Raw genomic sequence first — 21,206 nt, 5'->3', positions numbered from 1 at the left:
ATTTTACGTATGCTTTATAAAATTCATAAATTATAATTAAAGTAAATCAGAAAAACGCATTACATTATACTATCGGAGATATGTTTTTTTAGACCTTTGCAATAATACATTTAACCTGAATCCACTCTATTCACTAAAATTAAAATCCATAATGAAAAAACAAAAGCAGGATCTACTAGACCCTGCCTTTGTTACTATTATTTATAATATTCTTACTCTGGCTTGTAAGAATCTTTTAATGTTACTGTACGGTTGAATACCAGATTAGATTCAGTAGAATCCTGATCTTTGGTAAAGTATCCGATTCTTTGGAACTGAAGCGGCTCACCTATTGCCACATCTTTCAAGCTTGGCTCAGCAAACCCTTGAATAGTGGATACAGATTCCGGATTCACAAAGTTTAAGAAATCTACATCTTTCTCAGCATCTGGCTGCTCTACGGTGAACAATTGTTCATATACTCTCACTTCTATTGGAGTAGCATGCTTTGCAGATACCCAGTGTAATGTTCCTTTTACTTTTCTTAAGCTTTCTTCTGTTCCGCTTCCTGATTTGCTCTTTTCATCATAAGTTGCATAAATGGTAGTAATTTCTCCATTTTCATCTTTTTCTACCCTTTCAGCTTTGATGATATAAGCAGATTTCAAACGTACTTCTCCACCCAGTTTCAATCTAAAGAATTTGTTGTTCGCCTCTTCTTTAAAATCTTCACGTTCTATATATAGTTCTCTTGAAAAAGGAACTTCTCTTGTCCCGGCATTTTCCTGTTCAGGATTATTTTCCGTTTCCAACCATTCTTCTTTGTCTTCAGGATAGTTTTCAATAACCAATTTCACCGGATCTACTACTGCCATCACTCGCTTAGCCACTTTATTCAGATCTTCACGAACACAGAAATCCAATAGCTGAATTTCAATAAGGTTTTCTCTTTTCGCCACACCTACTTTATCAATAAAGTTTCTGATAGCTGTCGGCGTATACCCCTTTCTTCTCATTCCGGAAATAGTAGGCATTCTCGGATCATCCCATCCTGTCACTACTTTTTCAGCGACCAATCTTTGCAGCTTTCTTTTAGAAGTGATCATATAAGTAACATTCATCCTTGCAAACTCTCTTTGCTTAGGTGCTACTTTAGGTTCTTCATACACCTGATCCAGATACCAGTTATATAATGGTCTGTGGTTTTCAAATTCTAAAGAACATAATGAGTGAGATACCTGTTCCAAATAATCCGATTCTCCGTGAGCCCAGTCATACATCGGATAAATCTTCCATTCTGTACCTGTTCTGTGGTGAGGTCTCTTCAAAATTCTATACATCACAGGGTCACGCATATTCATATTCGGTGATACCATATCGATTTTTGCACGAAGAGACATCGTTCCTTCTTCAAATTCTCCATTTTTCATTCTTTCAAATAAATCAAGAGATTCTTCAACAGGACGATTTCTGAATGGAGATTCCACACCCGGTTCTGTAGGATTTTTTCTTTGTTCTGTAATAACTTCCGAAGGTTGTTCATCTACATAAGCTTTTCCTTCTTTAATTAACTGAACAGCCCAATCATAAAGCTGCTGGAAGTAGTCAGATGCATACAATTCTTTATCCCATTTAAAACCTAGCCATTCTACATCTTTTTTGATGGAGTCTACAAATTCCTGCTCTTCTTTTTCAGGATTTGTATCGTCAAAACGAAGGTTTACAGGAGCGTTGTATCTTTCACCCAGCCCAAAGTTGATGCAGATGGCTTTTGTATGCCCTACATGTAGGTAACCGTTCGGTTCAGGGGGAAAACGGAAACGGATCTGATCTCTTTTCAAACCGTTTGCCAAATCATCTTCTATAATTTGCTCAATAAAATTGAGAGATTTTTTTTCTTCTTCCATTAAGTTAGCTTATTTAAAAAAGTTCTTGAACTTCATGCAAATTTAGCGAAAATTTAGGGTTTATGAAAGCCTTGATTTAAAACTACAATAACTTATAATTCAATATTTTTCCCGAACTTTAAAAAACCAAAAACCATCACAAAATTATTACATATGGCCGTTTATATTTTAAGTAACCGGAAAATTGTCCGTCATAAAAATGAAACCGTAGACTCATTTTCCAATGATGAGTATTCTATACCTAATTTCCGAATTGCAAAATGTGACTTTGATAATTATGTAGAACCATCTGCACAGGCTAAAAAGAAAAAAGATTATACCAACAGAAATATTTTAAATTACCAGCTTTTTTCCGAACCTGAAAAACAAGGGTATGAAGAAGTATTTGAAGTATTATTGAGTGAGAAAAAAATCAAGAAATCGAAACTCACTGCGGATAATCTCGGAGGCACACAACGAATGTTTTATGAACTGTATAAGAACATGTCATCTACCAAATCAAGAAGTGATGTATTGATCTTCATCCATGGATATGCCTATGATTTCGATGATGAGCTAAAAGCTATTATCGATCTTAAAAAGCTATTTATCGATAATCAGGAATCTCCTGTTGAGCATATTCTATTTGTAAGCTGGCCAGCCTCAAGCAGTCTTGTTCCACTGACTTATTTTGATGATAAAGCATCAAGTATCAATTCAGGTACTTCCTTAATGAGACTATTTTATTTTTATACTCAGTTTCTAAAAGATATTTTCTCAAACCGCGATTTAGCTCCGTGTAATCAAAGGATTCACATCATGGCTCATTCTCTTGGAAACAGAGTACTCCAAAGTATGCTCTATAGCCTTAAAAGAGATAATATTGTCCGGGTTATCGACCAGGTTCTCCTACTCAACGCAGATGTTACTTATAAAGTTTTCGAAGATTCTGAAGATTCTTTCAATAAGTTGCCTTTGCTTGCTAACAGGGTTTCTATTTATTTAAACCGGAAGGATGCTGTTTTGGGAATTTCTCAATTCACGAAAAACATACTGACCCCAAGACTGGGGAAAAACGGGCCCAGCGACATCCAAAAGTTTACCGATATTGTTTCAATTATTGACTGTACCTTTATTGAAAATGACCTGAAAAACAGTCTGAAATTTGAGATTGGAAATCATTGGGGATATCTTTCAAGCTCCCAGGTTCAAAACGATATTTTCCAGAATTTAACCGGAATTGACAGAAATCTCATTACCAACCGGATAAAAAATAACGATAATATTTTCACAATTATTTCTTAATACTTAATTAAACTAATGATAAAAATAATTTAATGTGTTAAATTTTAACAAAAACACAAAATGGCATGAAGATTGCTTATTTCTAATAATAGAGAATTAATTAAAATTTCCGGTAATGAAAAAGTTTAAAGAAAAGTTTTCTATTCTGATAGAAAACATCAAAAGAACAATTTTCATAAATGATGAGATTTAGTTAGACACATTATCGGCAGGGTACCTAACACATATCACTGCCGAGCATCATGCTTTAAAAAGCAAGCGTTCCCCAATTAGTTCCAAATGGTTGTCAAAATTATTAGTAAATAAGCCTCCTGTGCCAAGGCCTTGAGGCAATTTACTATGTTTGGTAAATGTATATTGCGCGATAGCGTTTAAACCAATGTTGCTTTCTAACGCCGAAGTGATCCACCATCCTATTTTCTGTTCATCAGCAAGTCTGATCCATTCATCCGATCCCGAGAAACCACCTACCAATGAAGGCTTAAGGATAATATATTGTGGGTTAATAGCTTCTAAAAGCTGTTCTTTTTCTTTATAATCTATAATTCCAATCAACTCTTCATCCAGTGCAATCGGAGTTGGAGTTTTCGCACATAATGCAGCCATATCAGACCAATTTCCTGCTTTAATCGGTTGTTCAATGGAATGAATATCCAAATCGGAAAGCTGTTGAAGAACATTTATCGCTTCTTCTTTCGTAAATCCACCATTGGCGTCAACACGCAATTCCAATTGATCTTTAGAAAACTTTTCTCTTAATTCCTGAAGAACTTTATGCTCAGATTTCCAGTCTACCCCAATTTTCAATTTAATACAATGAAATCCCTTTTCAAGTTTTTCACGGATCTGCTCTTCCATATAATCAACATTTCCCATCCAGATCAAGCCATTGATAATAATTGGAATCTGACCTTCTGTAAATTCACCTGGAAAATAAAGATGCTTTCCATATTTTAAGTTCAGCATAGCCTGCTCATATCCAATCCAAATGGACGGAAACTCTTTTAATTCACTTTTCAAGGCCGCAGAGTCTTTCTGAATATTTTCACAAAGCCATAGTAATTTTTCTTCATAATCAGGTCTGTCATCAAAACTCAGTCCTCTGAAAACCGCGCACTCTCCTATTCCTTTTTTATTCCCATCAATAACTTCGAGAACAAAGGTCTCCTTTTCAAGCAAAACGCCACGAGATGTTCCACTCGGGCGTTTGAATTCTAATAAATATTTAAAATATTTTGCTGTCATTTATTTTACACTGTCTATTCGCATAAATTCTTCTGCTTTCTCTACCATATCAACGCTTCCACAGAAAAATGGAATTCTCTGGTGAAGCTCAGTAGGCTCTACTTCAAGGATTCTTCTAAACCCATCCGTAGCCTTTCCTCCAGCCTGCTCTGCTAAAAATGCCATAGGGTTACATTCATACAGCAATCTTAGTTTTCCATTCGGAGATTGAGAATAAGACGGATAAATATAAATTCCACCTTTCAGCATATTTCTATGAAAATCAGCTACCAGCGAACCAATATACCGGGAGGTATAAGGACGGTCGCCTTCTTCCATCTGACAGTATTTAAGATAATTCTTAACTCCCTGAGGAAACTTAATATAATTCCCTTCATTAATGGAATAAATTTTTCCATTAGCAGGAAATTTAAGATTAGGATGAGAAAGGTAATAGGTTCCTAAAGACGGATCAAGCGTAAATCCGTTCACTCCATTTCCTGTCGTATATACAATCATGGTTGAAGAACCATAAATCACATATCCCGCAGCAATCTGATTCACTCCTTTCTGTAAGAAGTCTTCCAGCTGAACCGGTGTTCCTGGTTCCGTTACTCTTCTGTAAATAGAGAAAATGGTTCCTACCGAAACATTAACATCGATGTTAGAAGAACCATCAAGAGGGTCGATCAGAACGACATATTTGCTAAGGTGTCCATTCCCTACACATTTGATATCTATAAAATCATCATTCTCCTCTGACGCAATTCCACAAACTACCTCTCTCTGGGATAATGCTGTGATAAATATTTCGTTAGCAAGAACATCGAGCTTCTGCTGCTCTTCTCCCTGTACATTTTCATTACCGGCTTTTCCAATAATGTCTGCAATTCCCGCTTTATTTACTTCTCTGTTTACTACCTTTGAAGCCAGCCTTATAGCGCTTAGAAGACGGGAAAGCTCCCCTGTAGAGTATTGAAAATCATCCTGTTTATCAATAATAAATTCTCCTAAAGTCTGCAATGATTGATCTGACATATTTTACTTTTTACGATTTCTCCAAATTTCGTAAAATTTATTGCAATCTAAAAAAAATTCTTTAAAATCACCTTACACCCTGCTTATCAACACAATACACCTAATTTATCACTAATTATGTTAGGCAGCCCATAAATTTTGTTCCCCTTTTTCACCAATTAATGAAACTTTAGTATTTCCCTTAATTTTTAATGATACTCCTTTAATACATAGAAAGATAATTGCATAATTGGGCCTAGTCTTCAATAAAACGAACAAAAGCATCGTATTTATGATAAAAATCTTTACCCTATGATGCTGTCATGCTATTTCATATCTCATTGTAAATTTATAATTTTGACGTCCGTAAAAAACTCAACTATTTTTTATCTAACAATTTTATTTTTAATATTTTAATGAAAATTTTCAAGTTTGGTGGAGCTTCCGTAAAGGATGCCGAAAGTGTAAAAAACGTATCAATGGTTTTAAAAAGCCAGGGTTTTACCAAATGCTTGCTGGTAATTTCAGCAATGGGTAAAACGACTAATGAATTGGAAAAGGTTGTAGAACTTTATTTCAAGAAGGAAAACTATCAAACTGAAATTAAAATAATAAAACAGAAACACATTGAAATAGCTAAGGGGCTTTTCCAGGAAAATCATCCGGTTTTCGCAGAAATCAATATATTTTTTGATGATATTGATTCTTTCTTAAGAAGAAATAAATCTCCAAACTACAACTTTGTCTACGATCAGGTAGTAAGTTGTGGTGAAATGATTTCTACCAAGATTCTAAGCGAATATCTGAACGAAATACAATTTACCAATCAGTGGCTGGATGCCAGAGATTATATAAAAACAGATAATTCTTATAGAGATGGTATCGTAGACTGGAAAAAAACAGAAGAATTTATTTCTACTCTGAATCCTGAGATTTGCTATGTAACACAAGGTTTCATTGGTTCGGATGATAACAATTTTACGGTGACCTTAGGAAGAGAAGGTTCAGATTATTCCGCTGCTATCTTTGCTTATTGTCTGAATGCAGAAGCAATGACTATCTGGAAAGACGTTCCTGGAGTAATGACTGGTGATCCCAGAAAGTTCAAGGATGTGAATCTTCTTTCCAATATTTCTTATGAAGAGGCTATTGAGATGGCTTATTACGGAGCCAGTGTCATTCACCCGAAAACTTTACAGCCCTTACAACAGAAGAGTATCCCTTTTTATGTAAAATCTTTTGTTGATCCTACAAAAGCAGGAACAAAAGTAGGAGCTTCAAAAGACAATCAACATGAAGAGTCTTATATTTTAAAAGAGAATCAAAATCTTCTAAAAATATCTACAAGAGATTTCTCATTTATCGCAGAAGATCACATGAGCCAGATTTTCAGTCATTTATCAAGACACAAAATTAAGGTTTCTTTGATGCAGAATTCTGCAATTTCATTAGCTTTATGTCTGGAAGACAAATTCAATGCTATTGATGAGCTTAATGAAGAATTACAGAAAGTTTTTAGAACTGAAGTAATTAAAAATGTATCCTTATTCACAGTAAGAAATGCGAAAATGGATAACATTGATAAATTTTACCAGGAAAAAAGTGTATTATTGGAACAAATATCCAAGAATACGCTTCAGATGGTAACACAATAAATATAATTGCGACTAAACACATATGAGCCTAATCTCGAAAAACGATTTAATCCAAGCTTCCGGCTTAAGTAAAATAGGATTCCTTAAAAATCCTGTAGCATCTGCTATTATGAGCGTTGCTAAAATCAATGAAGTTAACAGACTATATGACAAACTAAAAGACAAGGAAGGTAAAGACTTTTTCGACTCATTCGTAAGAGAGAGAAACTTAAGCTATATCGCTTTTGAGGAAGATTTGGCTAAGATCCCCAAAACGGGACCATTTATTTTGGTTTCGAATCATCCCCTTGGAGCAATTGATGGGATCTTAATGTGCAAAATATTGTTGGAAGTACGTCCGGATTTTAAAGTAATGGGAAATTTTCTTTTAGAAAAAATCAAGCCCATGGAACCTTTTGTAATTTCTGTAAATCCTTTTGAAAACAGAAAAGGAGCTTACAGCAGTTCTTCCGGAATGCGTGAGACCTTAAAGCATCTTGAAAATGGAGGCTGTGTGGGAATTTTTCCTGCTGGAGAAGTTTCTAATAAGAATAATCCTTATAGTGAGATTCTGGACAGAGATTGGGAAAAGCCGGCTTTGAAACTGATAAAAATGGCTAAAGTACCGGTTGTTCCCATGTACTTTCATGCTAAGAACAGTACATTATTCTATCAGGTCGCAAAAATTCATCCGAATTTACAAACTCTGATGCTGCCATCTGAAATGATGAACGACAGAGAGAAGCCTATCCGTGTAAGAATTGGAAAACCCATTGCAGTAAAAGCAATGGATGAAATGGAAAATATTGAAGAACTGGGTGAGTTTCTTAAACGTAAGGTTTACATGATGAAATCTTATTATGAAAAAAGAAAATCTCTTGCCCAGGCAATTAATCTTCAAAACCTATCTATCAAGTTTCCTTTACTGAAGGAAGAAAATATTGTTCAGAACATTATTGATGAAACTCCTAAAGAAGGTATTCTCAATGACATCAATAAACTGAAAGGCACTGATAAAATGCTTTTCAGCAATGGCAATTATGAAATTTATTTCACAACCTACGAAGAAATTCCTTCCGTAATGAGGGAGATAGGCCGCCAAAGGGAACTTACTTTCCGTGCAGTAGGAGAAGGAAGCAATCTTCCGTTTGATCTGGATGAATATGACAAGCATTATCATCATCTTTTCCTTTGGGACAGTACAGCCGAAAAATTAGTAGGCGCCTACAGAATGGCTCTAGGTAAAGAGGTGATGAAGAAATTCGGAATCAAAGGATTCTATACCAGTTCTCTTTTTGAGTTTGAACAGGATATCCATCCTTTCTTCAAGAAAGTAATAGAAATGGGACGTGCCTATATTTGCCAGGAGTATCAGCAAAAGCCTCTTCCACTTTTTCTTTTGTGGCGTGGAATTGTTCATGTATGTTTGAGAAATCCTGATCATAAATTCCTGATGGGAGGAGTAAGTATTTCCAATAAGTTTTCTGAGTTCTCAAAATCATTAATGATTGAATTTATGCGTTCAAATTATTATGATTCTGCTGTTGCTCAATATATTACTCCCCGAAATGAATATAAAGTAAAGCTCAGAGACAGAGATAAGAATATCTTTTTTGAAGAAATGGAGTCTGATCTCAATAAACTGGATAAAATTATTGATGATCTTGAACCGGAACTAAGACTTCCTGTTTTAATCAAAAAGTACATTAAGCAAAATGCTAAAGTGATTGCATTTAATGTAGACCCTAACTTCAATGATGCTATTGACGGATTGATGTATATCCGAATCAGTGATCTTCCAGAAAGTACGATTAAACCTGTATTAGAGGAAATGAGCGAACAGATAAGAAAAGAGCAGGAAAATAATCCGACTGAGAATCAGTAAGTTTTTATTTAAATTGGAAAAAAGTTGCATTAATACTTGCTTCATATACCAAAACTTACTACTTTTGCATCACTTTAAAACAACGAAGTAAGACAAACAAAAATATAATGGTTTCTTAGCTCAGTTGGTAGAGCAATGGATTGAAAATCCATGTGTCCCTGGTTCGATTCCTGGAGAAACCACTTGACAGGAGTTATAAGGATTTTCTTTATGGCTCCTTTCTTTTTTTCTTCTTAATTGTCTGTTAATCAAAAAAATATAATCAGCTACAATATTCCTTTTTGTCGTTCGATATGTCGTTCCATCAAATTCAAGTTTTTGGGGATATATCGAACGAATAATTTTACGTTTCACCTCTGTATCTCCTTGGTGATAGAGCATTGAGATGTTTGTTATGGCATCTAAGGCTTTATCAAGCTGTAATTGAATGTTGATCCCTTTCCTTTCTTCCAAAATACATTCTAATTGATATTCTAGTTCGTTAATTTTTTCTTTACACTCAGATTTGATGTTCCTGTAATCCTCATCATCTATTTTATCATTTAACAGTTTATCCAAGGCAATGGATGTGCGTTTATTAGCTTTATCCATCTCTTCCATGATCAACTTCTTTTTAGCATCTATATTGCCAATAAAATTTTTATAGCTGCCTAAAAGTAGTTCCTTAAGTATTTCTTTGGTAACTGGATTAAATTCCAACTGCTTTAATTCTTTTTCAAAAAGTTCGTTAGCCATCGGCGCACTCTTACGAAAACCACAACTTGACTTGCAATGATAATAATAGAAGACATTGTGACTACCTCTTGAACCGCTACCTGTTAGCATTCTGCCACATCGGGGACAAATCAGAAAACCTCTGAGTGGAAAATGTTCATCACAGGTAATTTTTGCATTGGGTCTTTCATTTCTTTTGTTTCCATATAAAACATGTTGAACCATATTAAATAAAGATTCATCGATAATCGCTTCATGAAGTCCTGTTATATAATAACCTTCTTCTTCTTTGAATTTCTTAATATACACCTTACCACAATAAGCATGATTTCGGATAGCAGCATGGAAGGCACTTCTGCTGATGTCTTTTCCTTCCCGTTTATTCATTTCCCGTCTTATCTGCTCTGGTGCCCAGGTTCCTTTTGCAATCTCATCAAAAGCCCATCGCATATTGGATGCTTCCGGCTCTTTGATACCTACATACTTTCTACCATCTTCGTACAGCGATTAATCATACCATAAGGAGCAGCTCCTAATAAACGCCCTTCTTTGGCTGCACGACGCATGCCATAGAAAATATTCAAAGCCCTGCGATCATTTTCAACTTCAGGAGTAGAAAGATAAATAGCAAGCATCATTTTGTTTTCAGGAATAGACATATCTAATGGCTGTTCTATGGCCTGCGGTGTTATTCCATGTTTTTTCAATATCCCGATCATCTGGTAAGCATCTGCGGTATTCCTGCTAAATCTGTCCCATTTGGTAAATAGTAACAGATTACCTTTATTACTTTTCTTTTTAATATACGTAAGGTAATTAGTCCATTCAGGCCGGTTAAAGCTCTTGGCTGAATGATCTTCAAAAATAACCAGTCCTATTTTCATATCGTGATGCTCACAATATCTGCGTAATCGTTCTTCCTGATCTCTTTGGGAATATCCTTTATCAGCCTGCTCATCAGTGGATACACGGATGTATAAATCTGCGACTATCATAATCTGTTATTTAGAGGATTAAGTGTTAGTAAGTTAGACAACTTATAAGTATAATAAAGATACAATTTTCTTACAAGGTGCTTTTACTACCTTGAAAAAAAATCTTTAAGCGTTAGGGTGGTTAGGGTATAGAGAAGTTCTAGTATTTGTTCTGCCTCTTCCGCTGTAAGTTCAATGCCTGATTTTCGATATTTTTCTATGATATATTCAGGCTTGATTTTCTTAACCTTGACCTGGGAAACAGGTACAGGTTTTAATCCCGTTTCTTCTGCTCCGGTCTTACGAGGTACATTATGTAGAAAATCTTTGTTCATCCCTTATTGATATTATGCCCAATAACCGAAAACAGCCACTGAGCTACTAAAATATCAGAAGTTCACATGCCAACTCATCTATTGGCATATAACCACACCATTTGGCCTTAGATGTCCTAATGAAGTATTCTTTTTTCCTTTATAAAAAACATTTTTAGCGCTTATTTTTAGCCTTTAAACATTTCATTGATAAACCGTGCACATCTTTAACCGGATGCGCACGGTTTAAAAACTTGGTTATTTGTTAATAAAACGATTGGATACTTTTGTATTAGATGCATTGATTTCTTCACTACCGTATTTGTGGCGGATCTCATCAAGAGACTTCCTACCACCCCGAAGCGCTTTTAATTCAGCACTTCGGTAATACCATGCTTCTTTTTTGGATGCGAAAAACAAGCCCGCACGTTTTAGCTCATCCTTTACCAATTTAGTTGAACCGGAGACCCAAATCCACAGACCAACCAATTCAATCTTGATGCCTGGCAGGTGTATAATCTGTTCAATTACTCGGCGGTATTCTTCGCTAAAGCGCATTTCTTTTTCGGTATCTTCCTGGGAAAGATTCGCACCTTTGAGCAGTAAGGCAGTAGCGTAAGCATATTCTGCGTTAATGGCTTGCATCGTAGCTATATCCCCACCCTTATCGGGATGATTTTCAAAAGCCAGTTTTCTATATAAGGTTTTTATCTCTTCTAAAGTATTGCAATGATTAAAGAATTTCATAACAAATGTTTTTAAGTGATTAATTTTTTTGATTTATTCGGTAATGAGAGGAGGTACTTATTCGTTTTCTTTTTAGTCAATTGGTAATTGTACCGCTCATTACTGACCTTTTTTTTATTCGTCTAAAGAGCCGGAGTATACTTGATTCGTTTTCGGGAGCATAAAAAGGTAGTGTTTAGTGGCAGCAAGGTTTTGGTGAAAAATACGACCCGCTTTCAGCGAGGTGGAGATTTTTTATCAAATCCCGCAGGGACATGACCTTGCTGTCACGTTAAAAACACGGAAATACCTTTGCTCCTGACAAATAATATCAGTATACTGGCTCTTACTTAAAAAAAATGGGAAGAAATGAGTTGAATTAGTAGTAAATAGATAAATGCCATGCTAAGACAAATAATACCTTGCCTTGTTAAGACAAGAAGTAAAGAATACTTCTTGTGTTTGTTACCTTAAGCAATAAAAAATATATCATGGCAAAGGCATCAAATGCTAACAATGAAAATAGTGGTCGGGAAATTGAAATTGTACCTCCGGAGAAAGTACAAAACAGTCTATTTATACAAGTGAATAAAAATAGGGAAATGATATCGAATTTTTTCTCTAACTTTTTCAGGCAATGTAAAAACCCTACAAGGCCACGGCTGGGAATCATATGATCCTCTTATTTTTTAAATGAAATGGTTTACTTTTATAAAAGAGAGCAATCAGTCGATTGCTCTCTTTTATTTGATTAATTTTTATTTTCTTCTAAAATAGATATGGAACTAGGAACCTTTTTCCTTTTCATTAATAGGTACAGAAAATATATCCCCTATTTTAGTTTTTAATTGCTTTGCCATTATTCAAAATCAGGATAATTTATTGGATATTTATTTCCTTTAGCAATCTCAATTATTCCGAGAGGATTAACAATCAATCCAATATCTGCTTTCCTATTTTCTCCTTTAAGTTTTTCCACTCTGATACGATCTTCATTGATTTACCAAATATACCAATCATGTGATATTTTAATAGGTTGAATAAGCAGAAAGCCACCCTCGAAAAGGCGGCCAGACCAAAACCGCTGCTTATGAGAAATAGACTATTCCTCAAGCAATATTATATAGACAATCCTTTTATAAAATAGGCTGCCTAAGGAATAAAAAAATAGAGGGAGATTCCTTACAATGTCCCTTCTGTTAAGTTTTACCAACTAAAAATGGTATGAATTTAAAATTCATACCATAAAACACAAAATTGTAGAAACTTTACTTTTTACACTCTAAATTTAATAAAATTCTACATATCAGAAAAATTTAGCAGCCAAATATTAGTTTCTATAATTCTACATAAGCATGTTCGTGCTTTTTTAAGTCCTTATTTTCTCTATGAGTAATAGCTAAAAACTATTTTCCGTGTGAAACCTCTATTACTTTACAACTTTTGATATTTACTTCCGCATAAGTGATATTGTATGCATAATCTATTTGCTGAAGCGGTGCAGCAGCACTTACTCCACCTACTTTCATACCTGCCAGATGGAGAAATAACATTAGTATAATTCTAAAAACAACATTAATAAAAATCCGAGAAAGTATTAATTTCTCGGATTGATTTATAAATTATTTATTACTTTATTCAGATACTAGCGTGATGCTCGCGCCAGCGGGAGTGATTATTCAGCTATTATTCAATATAAATTTCACTTATATCTATATCATTTTCATGTTTACTGTTTTCCATTGCTTCACTAAAAACACCCAAAATAACTTTATTGTCATTAGGATTTTTAACAAAACACTCATAATGATTAAATCTTTTATTACAAACTTGAATATATTCTTTTGCTTCTATTTGATAATAAAATTTAGAAGAAATAATTTTGTTTTTTCTTAAGGGTAAATAAAAGGAATATTTTAAACTATCATCAATACTTTTCACTAAATAAAACTTACTATTTAAGGTGTCTATTTTTCCTTTTTTATATGATTTTATTTGATTAACAATATTTTTTTCTTCAAATAATAAATATTGAATTTTTAGCTTATTAGTAGAGTCTTTTCTATCCACAACTTGCCACCAATCAATTTTTTTATTACTTCTCTTATTAAAATTCCCTTGTATAGTAAAATTCCGGTTAGTACCTTCTATACTTACTATTGAATCATTAATAATTTTCTCATTTATTTTATATTTATTCAAATTCGTAAAAGTGTCAACAGAACCTAAAAAAGTATCTTCTGTATTCTCTTTTTTACTTTTAGTGCAACCTACTATCAAAATTAAGCTTGCCATGTAACCAAGGAATTTCTTATTCATCACTCTTAATGTTTATTAAAATATCTTCGTAAATTGGACAGACTAACAGAATCAACTTTCCCCGTCTTTTGCCCATTAGATGTTGAAAAATCTACTTTAGGGGAATATTGAAGTGTGACTGTTGTATCTTTAAACTTACCCGCATTATAATCAAAGACTCCCATTGTATGATTAATTGTATCTGTGTCACTTCCTTTATTTAAATTAAAGACATCCGCTAATCTATCTACAGCCCAAGATAAAGCATAAGCACTACCACCTTTGCCAGGATTAGGAAAAGTACTTGGAGCAACAAAACTTCCCCAATCTAAGTTGAAGGTTTTATCATTACCAAACTTTTTATCATGTGTACTTGCATCAAAATCCGTTCTTGCCATACCTCCGTTATATGTAATCTGAGGAAACTCTTCTGCTGTCCAAGTTGATATATCTCCTTGAATAAAACTTGTAATAGTATTAGTTAAACCATACATAGGTTCATAAGTAGCTTTCCCTCCTTCACTTAATCTTACATATCCAGCCTCTCCATCAGGTCCTATTTTTGCATCGGCAAGAACTGTCCCATTTTTAGCAAAGCCATCTACTCCTGCCATTTTTTGAGCTTACTCTACGGTTGTTACATTTGCATCGTATTGCCATTTCCCATCTTTCCGAATCCAATCTTGTTCTGATCTGCCATCCGGATCTATAAATCTCAAAGAATTATTGAACGCATAATTATAAGGGCTATGCCTTGTCATCTTTTCCGCCAGCGGATCCACCACGCCCCAACGCCCAATATCTGCCATATACATCCTCGCTCCATAATCATACATTCCGTAGTCTACTGCATTTTTTAGGATTTGCCTGCTTCATTTTTCTTCACGCGACTGTTTATTTTTTGATCACTCTTCTGTCGCTTCTTCCAAAGATAAAAATTTATTCAGTTGAAAAAATAAATTCCATTGTTTTTCCGTATAGATTTTTCTTTCAATTGAAAAAAATAAGACTCCCAGCTTCTGGGCAGGAATAGTCTTGTCCGTACAAAAGCACATCTTGCATCAGATGGTAATTTTAAGAAGATTTTTAGACTAAGATTTCTATTGTTGGGCGGTGTTGTAAATGTGGACTTGTGGGTAAAATCGGTGCGGGCTTTAGCGTTGGATTTATCCACAAATCCACATTCTTTTCCCGACTGCGGGTTGTTTTCCGACTTCGTTTTCCAGTGGTTTTGTCGGCTAAAATTCCAATCAAAGACCACAGAGCGTTGGCTGCGGAATACTTTGTATGAAGCATAGGAAAGCATTTTACATAATCCCAAATTATAGGCACTGAGGGATTTTGCACGGAATGAAGCTTGCGGAATGGAGGGCAACGTCTGACGCTGGCCGTGCGTATAATTTTGATTATGTAATTTGCTGTGGCGTATTAAATTTAATCTTTTAATTACAGTATTACAAAATTACAAACAGGGTAAATAATCCATTTTGTAATTCTGTAACTCTGTAATCTATTCATTTTAAGAGACGTATTTTTCAAGTTCCTGTTTCAGGTTTTCGAGTTCGGTTTGATTAAAATATTCCAGGCTTCTTAAATATCTAAATCCTGCTTTGTATTGAACTTCTCTTAAATTATATTGCTTGAGCCATAAATTGATCCTGCTGTTTCTGATCTGCTGTAAACTCTGAATATTAATTTGTTTCCGAATCTGTTTTGTAATGCTGCTAAATCTTGTGTTTTCGCTTGTAATAAAAAGCTTTTCGGTTTCTTTTACGGTTTTTGATATCTGTAATAATTCCGTTCTTGTTTCTGTAATGTATTTATAAAGTTCTAAAATCTGCGGAGCTTCTAATGGTAAAATTCTTTCTTTTACACGGTTTTCTGTAGCTTCCGGAACTCTGATCATTCCTTTTTCCAGATCAATATCTCTTACTTTTAATTCTCTTAAACTCCCTGTATTTAAGCCTTGATAAATTATGAGTCCTAATATAATCTGATTCCTTTTTCCAAATAAATCAAACTGTCCTCTTTTATATTTTCTTTCTTTAAAATTCTTCTCTATATCCCGTAATTCCTCTTCACTTAAAAACCCTGTAATTAAAGCTTTCTTTGGTGTTTTTATTCTAAAATTCTTTAGCGGATGATCTTTTCTTTTTCCTGTAAACTGTAAATATTCAAAGTATTGTTCTATACTTCTGATCTGAGTGTTGATCGTATTTAATTGATATTTTTTCTGTTGTAATTCTATAATTTTTAATAATTCCTGAGTCGTTATTCTGTCAAAATTCTGTTTCCTGGAACATAACTTTTTCCATAATACAATCTGTTTTTCTTTTTCTATAAGCGTCTTTTCTGTGGAGTGATATTGATCCCTCAGATAATGGATAAACTCTTTCATCTTGTCTATATATGGGTGTATATCTGTGTGCTTTCCAAACTTCTATGCCCTAAAAATCTGCTGACCTTTATAAGTTCCATTCCGTTTTTTAATAAATGAGTAGCAATACTGTGTCGTAATAAATGTGGATAGATTCTCTTTTTTATTTTACTTTTTTTGGCGAGCTTTTCTATAATAAATTCTATTCCTGAAGGGGTTAAATTTCCTTTTTGCCCTTGTAAAAAACAATCTCCTTTATGCTCTCTTATTTTTAGATATTCTTCAAAAATTTCTGTTGCTTTGCTGTGTATGGGAACTTCTCTCTGATATCCTGTTTTCGATTTTCTTACCAGAACTTTTCCGTCTTTTAAATCTACATCTTCGAATAGTAATTCGGCGGCTTCTCCGATTCTTAATCCTAAATAATATAAGCTTGCTAAAACAGCTTTATCTCTTGTATTTATCGTACTTTCAAATAGGATCTGTACTTCCTCCGGACTAAGGACTTCTATTGTTGCAAGATCAGTTTTAAAACTTCTGCAGATGATAAGATTCGTTTCTTTCTGCAGGATTTCTTTCTGATAATTTTTATAGATTTTAAGTGCAAAAAGATGATTGTTTATGGTACTTACATTAAGGTTTTTATGAGGTTGAGTTTTGTGTTTTCTCTGCTTTAAATAATTAATATATTCTGTTGGAAGATTTCCTCTTTCTATATAATTTCTATACTCCTGAACCATTGATAAAATCTTGATAACATTCCTTTTCTGATAATTCCTGAGTTCTAAATATCTCTTGAAGTTTTCCATCTATAACCGATTTACTTGTGTAATATTTGTGTTTTTCCGAACGCTAATCGATTTCTCTTTATTCATCGGTATTTATAAGTATTCTAGTGTTCGTTTGGTTTCCGTTTAGCGTTCGATAGCGTTCAATTTTAATTGTTCCAATTGCTTTGTAAAAGATTCTTTCAATTCTTTTCTAACTCTCTGTATATTATCGTTATATGAGATTTTATATTTAAATCCTTTATTCGCAAAACCGATTTGCTTTAAATATTCTAGTCTTACCAATTCGTTCAGATAAAACTGTAATTGTGTCTTTTTAAATCCTGTAATTTCCATTGCATCAAACCTTGAGAACTGATCTTCTTTAAAGGCTTTTTTCAACTTTTCAAAGAACTGCCTTAAACTTCCGTCTAGCTCGTCAATCTTTAAAATAATACTCTCAAATAGTATTTCTACAGCGTTCTCGATATCTTCAATCTCAGTAATTAAATAATCGTTTTTTATTTCTCTCTGATATTGATACAAAAGTGTAATTTGCTTGATAATACTTTGAAACATTTCATTTAATCGTCTCTTATTCTTTACATTACTAGGCAATTGTATTTGTGTCGCATATGGATTGATAACCTCATAATGTTTTAAATTCCTGATGATTTTTTGTATAAAGCCAACAGCCTTCTCTTCTCCGTTTTTATTAATTTCTCCGGCATTTCTGCGGTTCTGATAACTGATTTTCTCTGTCTGTTCCTCGCTTTCGTTGACTGCTACAATAAAGCTGCGGTTCATATTATCCTCATACAATTCTCCTTTTGTTGTTGCCGATAAACTGCTAAACTGACCTTTTACGATCTTATGACTCGATTTATTATTTCCCTTTTTATCCTTAATAGTAACCGAACTTCTTAAAACCTGGTTGCTGATAAATTCTCTCAACGCATACAATGCATCTTCCTTTAAACCGTCTAAATCTTCAATGATAATGATCTTTTGGAACAGATCGAACTCGCCCCAATTATACAAACTTGATTCTGTAATTCTTGTAAATCTCAACACATCTTCCTGTGGCATCATGTCTGCAATTCTGCTGATAATGTGCGTTTTTCCGCTTCCTGAACCTCCCTGTACAATTCCGTGTAACGGACTTCTGTTTAAATAACTGATCGTGATTAAAAATAAAAGGAGTCTGCTGTTTTCTTCGCCGATAATTCCGGCTTTTTCTATGAGCTGATTTAAGGATGTTAATAATTCTTTTTGCTGTAAAAAATCTACTGCTGTTTTCGGTTCTGCTTTTGGTTCTCTCGCTGATGGCGCAGATTCCGCAGATTTCTCTACAGTAACTTTTATTTTTTCAGTTGAAAGAAAAATATCTTTTCTTTTTTCTAACAGTTCTTTAAAAATACTTTCATCGTGTAACTGTAATGTCTCATTTATATCATTGTTCGGAAGTTCTACCGTTGATACTTTGTAACTCTTAAATTCTTCTGCATATTTCTTAACGGCTTTCTTTCCTGCATCGTCATTATCAAAACAAAAAATAATTTCCTCTAATTCTTTGAGTTCTTTGATGGCTGTTAAAATTTCTTCATTCAATCCGTTTGTTCCAAAGCAACTTATTACACTGTAATTGTCCCGTATTTCTTTTATCTGAAGCAAGCTCGCACAATCGATAATTGCTTCTGTTAATATCAGTTTTTTAGTTTCTGCTTTTGGATATCCCGGATAAATTCCGGAACGATTCTTCAGATAAAAATGTTTTCCGTTTTTGTTCTCTACGATTGCTCTAAAATAAAAGCTTACGATTTCATTTTCTTTATTCTTCAAAGGAAAAGCAATACACTTATTCGCAAAAATACTGTAGCCTTTTTCTCCTGTTCTGTTGTTGACAAGTCCTTTATCCTGTAATAATCCAACTTCCAAAGCATTGCTGATTAATTCTTCGCTTTTCCTTTCTCCGTGATGGAACTGACCGCTGTTGTAACCAATCTCTAAAATGGAGTTGTCAAGATTCCTTTTCTCAATATATTGTTTTGCAGGAACGCTACAATACAAAGCTTTCCTAAAATAACTAAATGTGTTTTCTAAAAAGTCCGTGTCGGACAAATGATTATTTTTTTCTTTTGTAGGATTTTTTATAATTGACATTTCAGAACTGATTAAACTTTGTGCTTTCTTTATCGCTTCATGTTTCGTTAGCTTTTCGTAATCTTCTATAAACTGGATAACATCGCCGGTTTTTCCACAACTGTGGCATTTGTAAAAGTTCTTTTCCAGATTCACCTGAAGACTTGCCGTTTTATCATCGTGCATAAAACATTTAAGCATATTATTTTGGGGTTGCAAGTTGTAATACTGTAGAACCTCTGATAAACTTAAACGTTCTTTGATAGCGGAGATTTCCATAAATAAAAAATATTTTGAAAAAGTTTTATATACCTTATTGAGTACAAAGGTATATTATAAAATCTATTTTGCAAAAATTATTAGATTTTTATTTACCTTATAAAGTATTTATATTTGCTTATTATTAATAAAATACAGTGGTTTAATACCTTAAAAGATATAAATAATGGATTCGTTCGGTAAAAAATTAAGAGAATGCAGAGAAGCTAAAAACCTTTCCCAAAAGGATTTAGCAGGGATTTTAAATACTTCTTACTCTGTAATCGGAAAGTATGAACGTGATGAGATGATTCCTTCTATTGGGGTGGCTAAAAATATTGCTAAGATTTTAGGAACTACAGTTGGTTATCTTTTGGGAGAGACAGAAGAAGTAAATATTTTTAAAGATCCTGCAATGCTCAACCGTTTCAACGACATCGAAAAACTTGATCCTGAAAATAAAAAACATTTGCTTTCTGTAGTAGATGGGTTTATTCAGGCTCTTAAAATTAAAAATATTGCTGCACTTTAGTTCAGTTTCCTTATACAAACAGAACACTATAAAAATACAAAACCCACTACAATTGCAGTGGGTTTTTGTTTGTAATTTTATTTTCTAATTGGAGGAAGAGATTTTTCTGGTAAATAATTATCTATCTCATTTTGTTTTTGAATATCATTCTTAATTTGATCAAAATTAATTTCAAATTCTGATATTCTTGCGGAATCATCTTGTTTATATACTTTTTCCTTAAGTAAATCTATAATATCATTGAAGCTAGAGCTCATAAAAGGAGGAATAAAACAAAGTTTTTCATTATTATTTTTTACTTTAAAATTAATATAATTTCTATTTCCTGCATAATACGTACTTTTATCTAGCTTTTTGCGTACTACAAAATCTTGTAATTTTCCAAAAGATAATTGATTTACTTTTTCAACTTCTTCATTCGTAAGTTGATAGGAATAAAAACAGTATCCTTGTGTCTTTTTAAATAGACATTCAATTTTCCGTTTTTATCCAATGTTGAATATGATAAAATTGAAACGTTTTTGGCTTCAATATCATAAGCAATAAGCTTAAAATCATTAAGTTTAATTTCTTGTGCATTCAACATTAAACTTAATATTAAAGTCAAAAAAAACAATAAGTTTTTCATTTTTGAAATATTAATGAGTAATTTTTTTTAAAGAGATTTCTCTAATCTCACTTTGTTCTAAGTTATCATAAAAATAAATACTATCATTCTCGATTTTATTAAATCTATTATTTGATACATATCTGATATTACAGTAAATTCTAATGTAGAAGTATTTATTTTGACCAAATAAAATCCAGAGTTAAACCATTTTTTTCTAAAACAAGGAATATAAATAAATCCATTCTCATATAATAACGGACCTCCAAATATTTCTCTTTTTATCAGATTTCCATCAATAGACAATTTTCCAACTTCCGGACAACCTTGACAAATTTCGTATAGATCGTGATATAAAACTTCTTTTTTATTTGGAAGATTTATTTTTAGTCTAAAACTTATTGGGGTTTCAAGTTTCATAATTTTTAACGAGGAATAATTTTAGTTGCTTGATTTACTACACTTTTAGATTCTGTCAAAAACTGGATAGAGCCTCCTGTATAAAATCCTCCACCTTGAGGTCCAACTATTCCTATTTTAATTGGAGTTCCTTTAGGAACTATACCA

At 33.4% G+C, this 21,206-nt stretch carries 20 protein-coding genes, 1 tRNA gene and 2 pseudogenes; 5 read left to right on the top strand and 18 right to left on the bottom strand.

The window, feature by feature from the left end:
- Window positions 1-212: 212 nt before the first annotated feature.
- Window positions 213-1,886, bottom strand: coding sequence for a glutamine--tRNA ligase/YqeY domain fusion protein (locus tag CJF12_RS00255; RefSeq protein ID WP_034682498.1), 1,674 nt, complete (start codon window positions 1,884-1,886; stop codon window positions 213-215).
- Window positions 1,887-2,039: 153 nt separating this feature from the next.
- Between CJF12_RS00255 and CJF12_RS00250 the strand changes: the two genes are divergently transcribed.
- Window positions 2,040-3,170, top strand: coding sequence for an alpha/beta hydrolase (locus CJF12_RS00250; protein ID WP_034682499.1), 1,131 nt, complete (start codon window positions 2,040-2,042; stop codon window positions 3,168-3,170).
- Between the two features lie 240 nt (window positions 3,171-3,410).
- Here the strand turns inward: CJF12_RS00250 and CJF12_RS00245 are convergent, their stop codons facing one another.
- Both CJF12_RS00245 and fbp read right to left on the bottom strand, forming a co-directional pair.
- Window positions 3,411-4,415 (bottom strand): o-succinylbenzoate synthase, encoded by a 1,005-nt coding sequence (locus CJF12_RS00245; RefSeq protein WP_034682500.1) that lies wholly within the window; start codon window positions 4,413-4,415, stop codon window positions 3,411-3,413.
- Window positions 4,416-5,432, bottom strand: coding sequence for a class 1 fructose-bisphosphatase (gene fbp / locus CJF12_RS00240; RefSeq protein WP_034682501.1), 1,017 nt, complete (start codon window positions 5,430-5,432; stop codon window positions 4,416-4,418).
- A 395-nt stretch (window positions 5,433-5,827) separates the two neighbouring features.
- On the opposite strand from fbp, the gene CJF12_RS00235 reads away from it, so the two are divergent.
- The 3 genes from CJF12_RS00235 (at window position 5,828) to CJF12_RS00225 (ending at window position 9,112) form a co-directional block, all read left to right on the top strand.
- Window positions 5,828-7,066: an aspartate kinase gene (locus CJF12_RS00235; RefSeq protein ID WP_034682502.1), complete on the top strand. Its 1,239-nt coding sequence runs from the start codon at window positions 5,828-5,830 to the stop codon at window positions 7,064-7,066.
- A 22-nt stretch (window positions 7,067-7,088) separates the two neighbouring features.
- Window positions 7,089-8,930, top strand: coding sequence for a lysophospholipid acyltransferase family protein (locus CJF12_RS00230; protein WP_034682503.1), 1,842 nt, complete (start codon window positions 7,089-7,091; stop codon window positions 8,928-8,930).
- A gap of 109 nt (window positions 8,931-9,039) precedes the next feature.
- Window positions 9,040-9,112, top strand: a tRNA-Phe gene (locus tag CJF12_RS00225).
- 799 nt (window positions 9,113-9,911) lie between these two features.
- On the opposite strand, the pseudogene CJF12_RS20465 reads toward CJF12_RS00225, so the two are convergent.
- The 12 genes and pseudogenes from CJF12_RS20465 to CJF12_RS00170 form a co-directional block, all read right to left on the bottom strand.
- Window positions 9,912-10,094: pseudogene (locus CJF12_RS20465) on the bottom strand (recombinase family protein); the annotation flags it as partial.
- 26 nt (window positions 10,095-10,120) lie between these two features.
- On the bottom strand, window positions 10,121-10,639 hold the full coding sequence (locus CJF12_RS00215) for a recombinase family protein (RefSeq protein WP_034682504.1): 519 nt from the start codon (window positions 10,637-10,639) through the stop codon (window positions 10,121-10,123).
- Window positions 10,640-10,725: 86 nt separating this feature from the next.
- Complete coding sequence (locus tag CJF12_RS00210) at window positions 10,726-10,953, bottom strand: hypothetical protein (protein ID WP_034682505.1); 228 nt, start codon at window positions 10,951-10,953, stop codon at window positions 10,726-10,728.
- Between the two features lie 237 nt (window positions 10,954-11,190).
- Window positions 11,191-11,679, bottom strand: a complete 489-nt coding sequence (locus tag CJF12_RS00205) for a J domain-containing protein (protein ID WP_034682506.1) — start codon at window positions 11,677-11,679, stop codon at window positions 11,191-11,193.
- A gap of 1,385 nt (window positions 11,680-13,064) precedes the next feature.
- Entirely contained in the window at window positions 13,065-13,211 is a 147-nt protein-coding gene (locus CJF12_RS19790) for a hypothetical protein (protein ID WP_157759826.1), read from the bottom strand.
- Window positions 13,212-13,344: 133 nt separating this feature from the next.
- A complete protein-coding gene (locus CJF12_RS00195; RefSeq protein ID WP_034682508.1) occupies window positions 13,345-13,977 on the bottom strand; it encodes a hypothetical protein in 633 nt (210 codons plus the stop codon).
- A 5-nt stretch (window positions 13,978-13,982) separates the two neighbouring features.
- Entirely contained in the window at window positions 13,983-14,570 is a 588-nt protein-coding gene (locus tag CJF12_RS00190) for a hypothetical protein (RefSeq protein WP_034682509.1), read from the bottom strand.
- A 78-nt stretch (window positions 14,571-14,648) separates the two neighbouring features.
- A pseudogene (locus CJF12_RS20460) lies at window positions 14,649-14,798 on the bottom strand (RHS repeat-associated core domain-containing protein); the annotation flags it as partial.
- Between the two features lie 101 nt (window positions 14,799-14,899).
- A complete protein-coding gene (locus CJF12_RS19785) occupies window positions 14,900-15,331 on the bottom strand; it encodes a hypothetical protein (protein WP_157759822.1) in 432 nt (143 codons plus the stop codon).
- A 144-nt stretch (window positions 15,332-15,475) separates the two neighbouring features.
- Entirely contained in the window at window positions 15,476-16,354 is an 879-nt protein-coding gene (locus CJF12_RS00180) for a tyrosine-type recombinase/integrase (RefSeq protein WP_034682510.1), read from the bottom strand.
- Window positions 16,355-16,359: 5 nt separating this feature from the next.
- Window positions 16,360-17,142, bottom strand: coding sequence for a tyrosine-type recombinase/integrase (locus CJF12_RS00175; RefSeq protein WP_034682511.1), 783 nt, complete (start codon window positions 17,140-17,142; stop codon window positions 16,360-16,362).
- Window positions 17,143-17,247: 105 nt separating this feature from the next.
- Window positions 17,248-19,521, bottom strand: coding sequence for a CHC2 zinc finger domain-containing protein (locus CJF12_RS00170; RefSeq protein WP_095591021.1), 2,274 nt, complete (start codon window positions 19,519-19,521; stop codon window positions 17,248-17,250).
- 166 nt (window positions 19,522-19,687) lie between these two features.
- Between CJF12_RS00170 and CJF12_RS00165 the strand changes: the two genes are divergently transcribed.
- Entirely contained in the window at window positions 19,688-20,032 is a 345-nt protein-coding gene (locus CJF12_RS00165; protein ID WP_034682512.1) for a helix-turn-helix domain-containing protein, read from the top strand.
- 77 nt (window positions 20,033-20,109) lie between these two features.
- Here the strand turns inward: CJF12_RS00165 and CJF12_RS00160 are convergent, their stop codons facing one another.
- The 3 genes from CJF12_RS00160 to CJF12_RS00150 form a co-directional block, all read right to left on the bottom strand.
- Complete coding sequence (locus CJF12_RS00160; RefSeq protein ID WP_095591016.1) at window positions 20,110-20,289, bottom strand: hypothetical protein; 180 nt, start codon at window positions 20,287-20,289, stop codon at window positions 20,110-20,112.
- A gap of 140 nt (window positions 20,290-20,429) precedes the next feature.
- Entirely contained in the window at window positions 20,430-20,618 is a 189-nt protein-coding gene (locus tag CJF12_RS00155; RefSeq protein ID WP_095591015.1) for a hypothetical protein, read from the bottom strand.
- 99 nt (window positions 20,619-20,717) lie between these two features.
- On the bottom strand, window positions 20,718-21,059 hold the full coding sequence (locus CJF12_RS00150; RefSeq protein ID WP_095591020.1) for a hypothetical protein: 342 nt from the start codon (window positions 21,057-21,059) through the stop codon (window positions 20,718-20,720).
- Window positions 21,060-21,206: the final 147 nt, after the last annotated feature.

This window comes from Chryseobacterium piperi (assembly GCF_002285635.2).
In the GTDB taxonomy this organism is placed as follows: domain Bacteria; phylum Bacteroidota; class Bacteroidia; order Flavobacteriales; family Weeksellaceae; genus Chryseobacterium; species Chryseobacterium piperi.
The sequence above is the reverse complement of the archived record's forward strand: the minus strand, read 5'-3'. Positions and strand labels throughout refer to the sequence as shown.

What these genes read in the sequence shown, in the direction of transcription:
- CJF12_RS00165 (WP_034682512.1), top strand. Translation starts at nt 19,688, where the DNA reads ATGGATTCGTTCGGTAAAAAATTAAGAGAATGCAGAGAAGCTAAAAAC.
- CJF12_RS00245 (WP_034682500.1), bottom strand. Translation starts at nt 4,415, where the DNA reads ATGACAGCAAAATATTTTAAATATTTATTAGAATTCAAACGCCCGAGT.
- CJF12_RS00255 (WP_034682498.1), bottom strand. Translation starts at nt 1,886, where the DNA reads ATGGAAGAAGAAAAAAAATCTCTCAATTTTATTGAGCAAATTATAGAA.
- CJF12_RS19790 (WP_157759826.1), bottom strand. Translation starts at nt 13,211, where the DNA reads ATGTTATTTCTCCATCTGGCAGGTATGAAAGTAGGTGGAGTAAGTGCT.
- CJF12_RS00190 (WP_034682509.1), bottom strand. Translation starts at nt 14,570, where the DNA reads ATGGCAGGAGTAGATGGCTTTGCTAAAAATGGGACAGTTCTTGCCGAT.
- CJF12_RS00155 (WP_095591015.1), bottom strand. Translation starts at nt 20,618, where the DNA reads ATGTTGAATGCACAAGAAATTAAACTTAATGATTTTAAGCTTATTGCT.
- CJF12_RS00215 (WP_034682504.1), bottom strand. Translation starts at nt 10,639, where the DNA reads ATGATAGTCGCAGATTTATACATCCGTGTATCCACTGATGAGCAGGCT.
- CJF12_RS00175 (WP_034682511.1), bottom strand. Translation starts at nt 17,142, where the DNA reads ATGGAAAACTTCAAGAGATATTTAGAACTCAGGAATTATCAGAAAAGG.
- CJF12_RS00170 (WP_095591021.1), bottom strand. Translation starts at nt 19,521, where the DNA reads ATGGAAATCTCCGCTATCAAAGAACGTTTAAGTTTATCAGAGGTTCTA.
- CJF12_RS00205 (WP_034682506.1), bottom strand. Translation starts at nt 11,679, where the DNA reads ATGAAATTCTTTAATCATTGCAATACTTTAGAAGAGATAAAAACCTTA.
- fbp (WP_034682501.1), bottom strand. Translation starts at nt 5,432, where the DNA reads ATGTCAGATCAATCATTGCAGACTTTAGGAGAATTTATTATTGATAAA.
- CJF12_RS00160 (WP_095591016.1), bottom strand. Translation starts at nt 20,289, where the DNA reads ATGAGCTCTAGCTTCAATGATATTATAGATTTACTTAAGGAAAAAGTA.
- CJF12_RS00210 (WP_034682505.1), bottom strand. Translation starts at nt 10,953, where the DNA reads ATGAACAAAGATTTTCTACATAATGTACCTCGTAAGACCGGAGCAGAA.
- CJF12_RS00180 (WP_034682510.1), bottom strand. Translation starts at nt 16,354, where the DNA reads ATGAAAGAGTTTATCCATTATCTGAGGGATCAATATCACTCCACAGAA.
- CJF12_RS00195 (WP_034682508.1), bottom strand. Translation starts at nt 13,977, where the DNA reads ATGAATAAGAAATTCCTTGGTTACATGGCAAGCTTAATTTTGATAGTA.
- CJF12_RS00150 (WP_095591020.1), bottom strand. Translation starts at nt 21,059, where the DNA reads ATGAAACTTGAAACCCCAATAAGTTTTAGACTAAAAATAAATCTTCCA.
- CJF12_RS00235 (WP_034682502.1), top strand. Translation starts at nt 5,828, where the DNA reads ATGAAAATTTTCAAGTTTGGTGGAGCTTCCGTAAAGGATGCCGAAAGT.
- CJF12_RS00230 (WP_034682503.1), top strand. Translation starts at nt 7,089, where the DNA reads ATGAGCCTAATCTCGAAAAACGATTTAATCCAAGCTTCCGGCTTAAGT.
- CJF12_RS00250 (WP_034682499.1), top strand. Translation starts at nt 2,040, where the DNA reads ATGGCCGTTTATATTTTAAGTAACCGGAAAATTGTCCGTCATAAAAAT.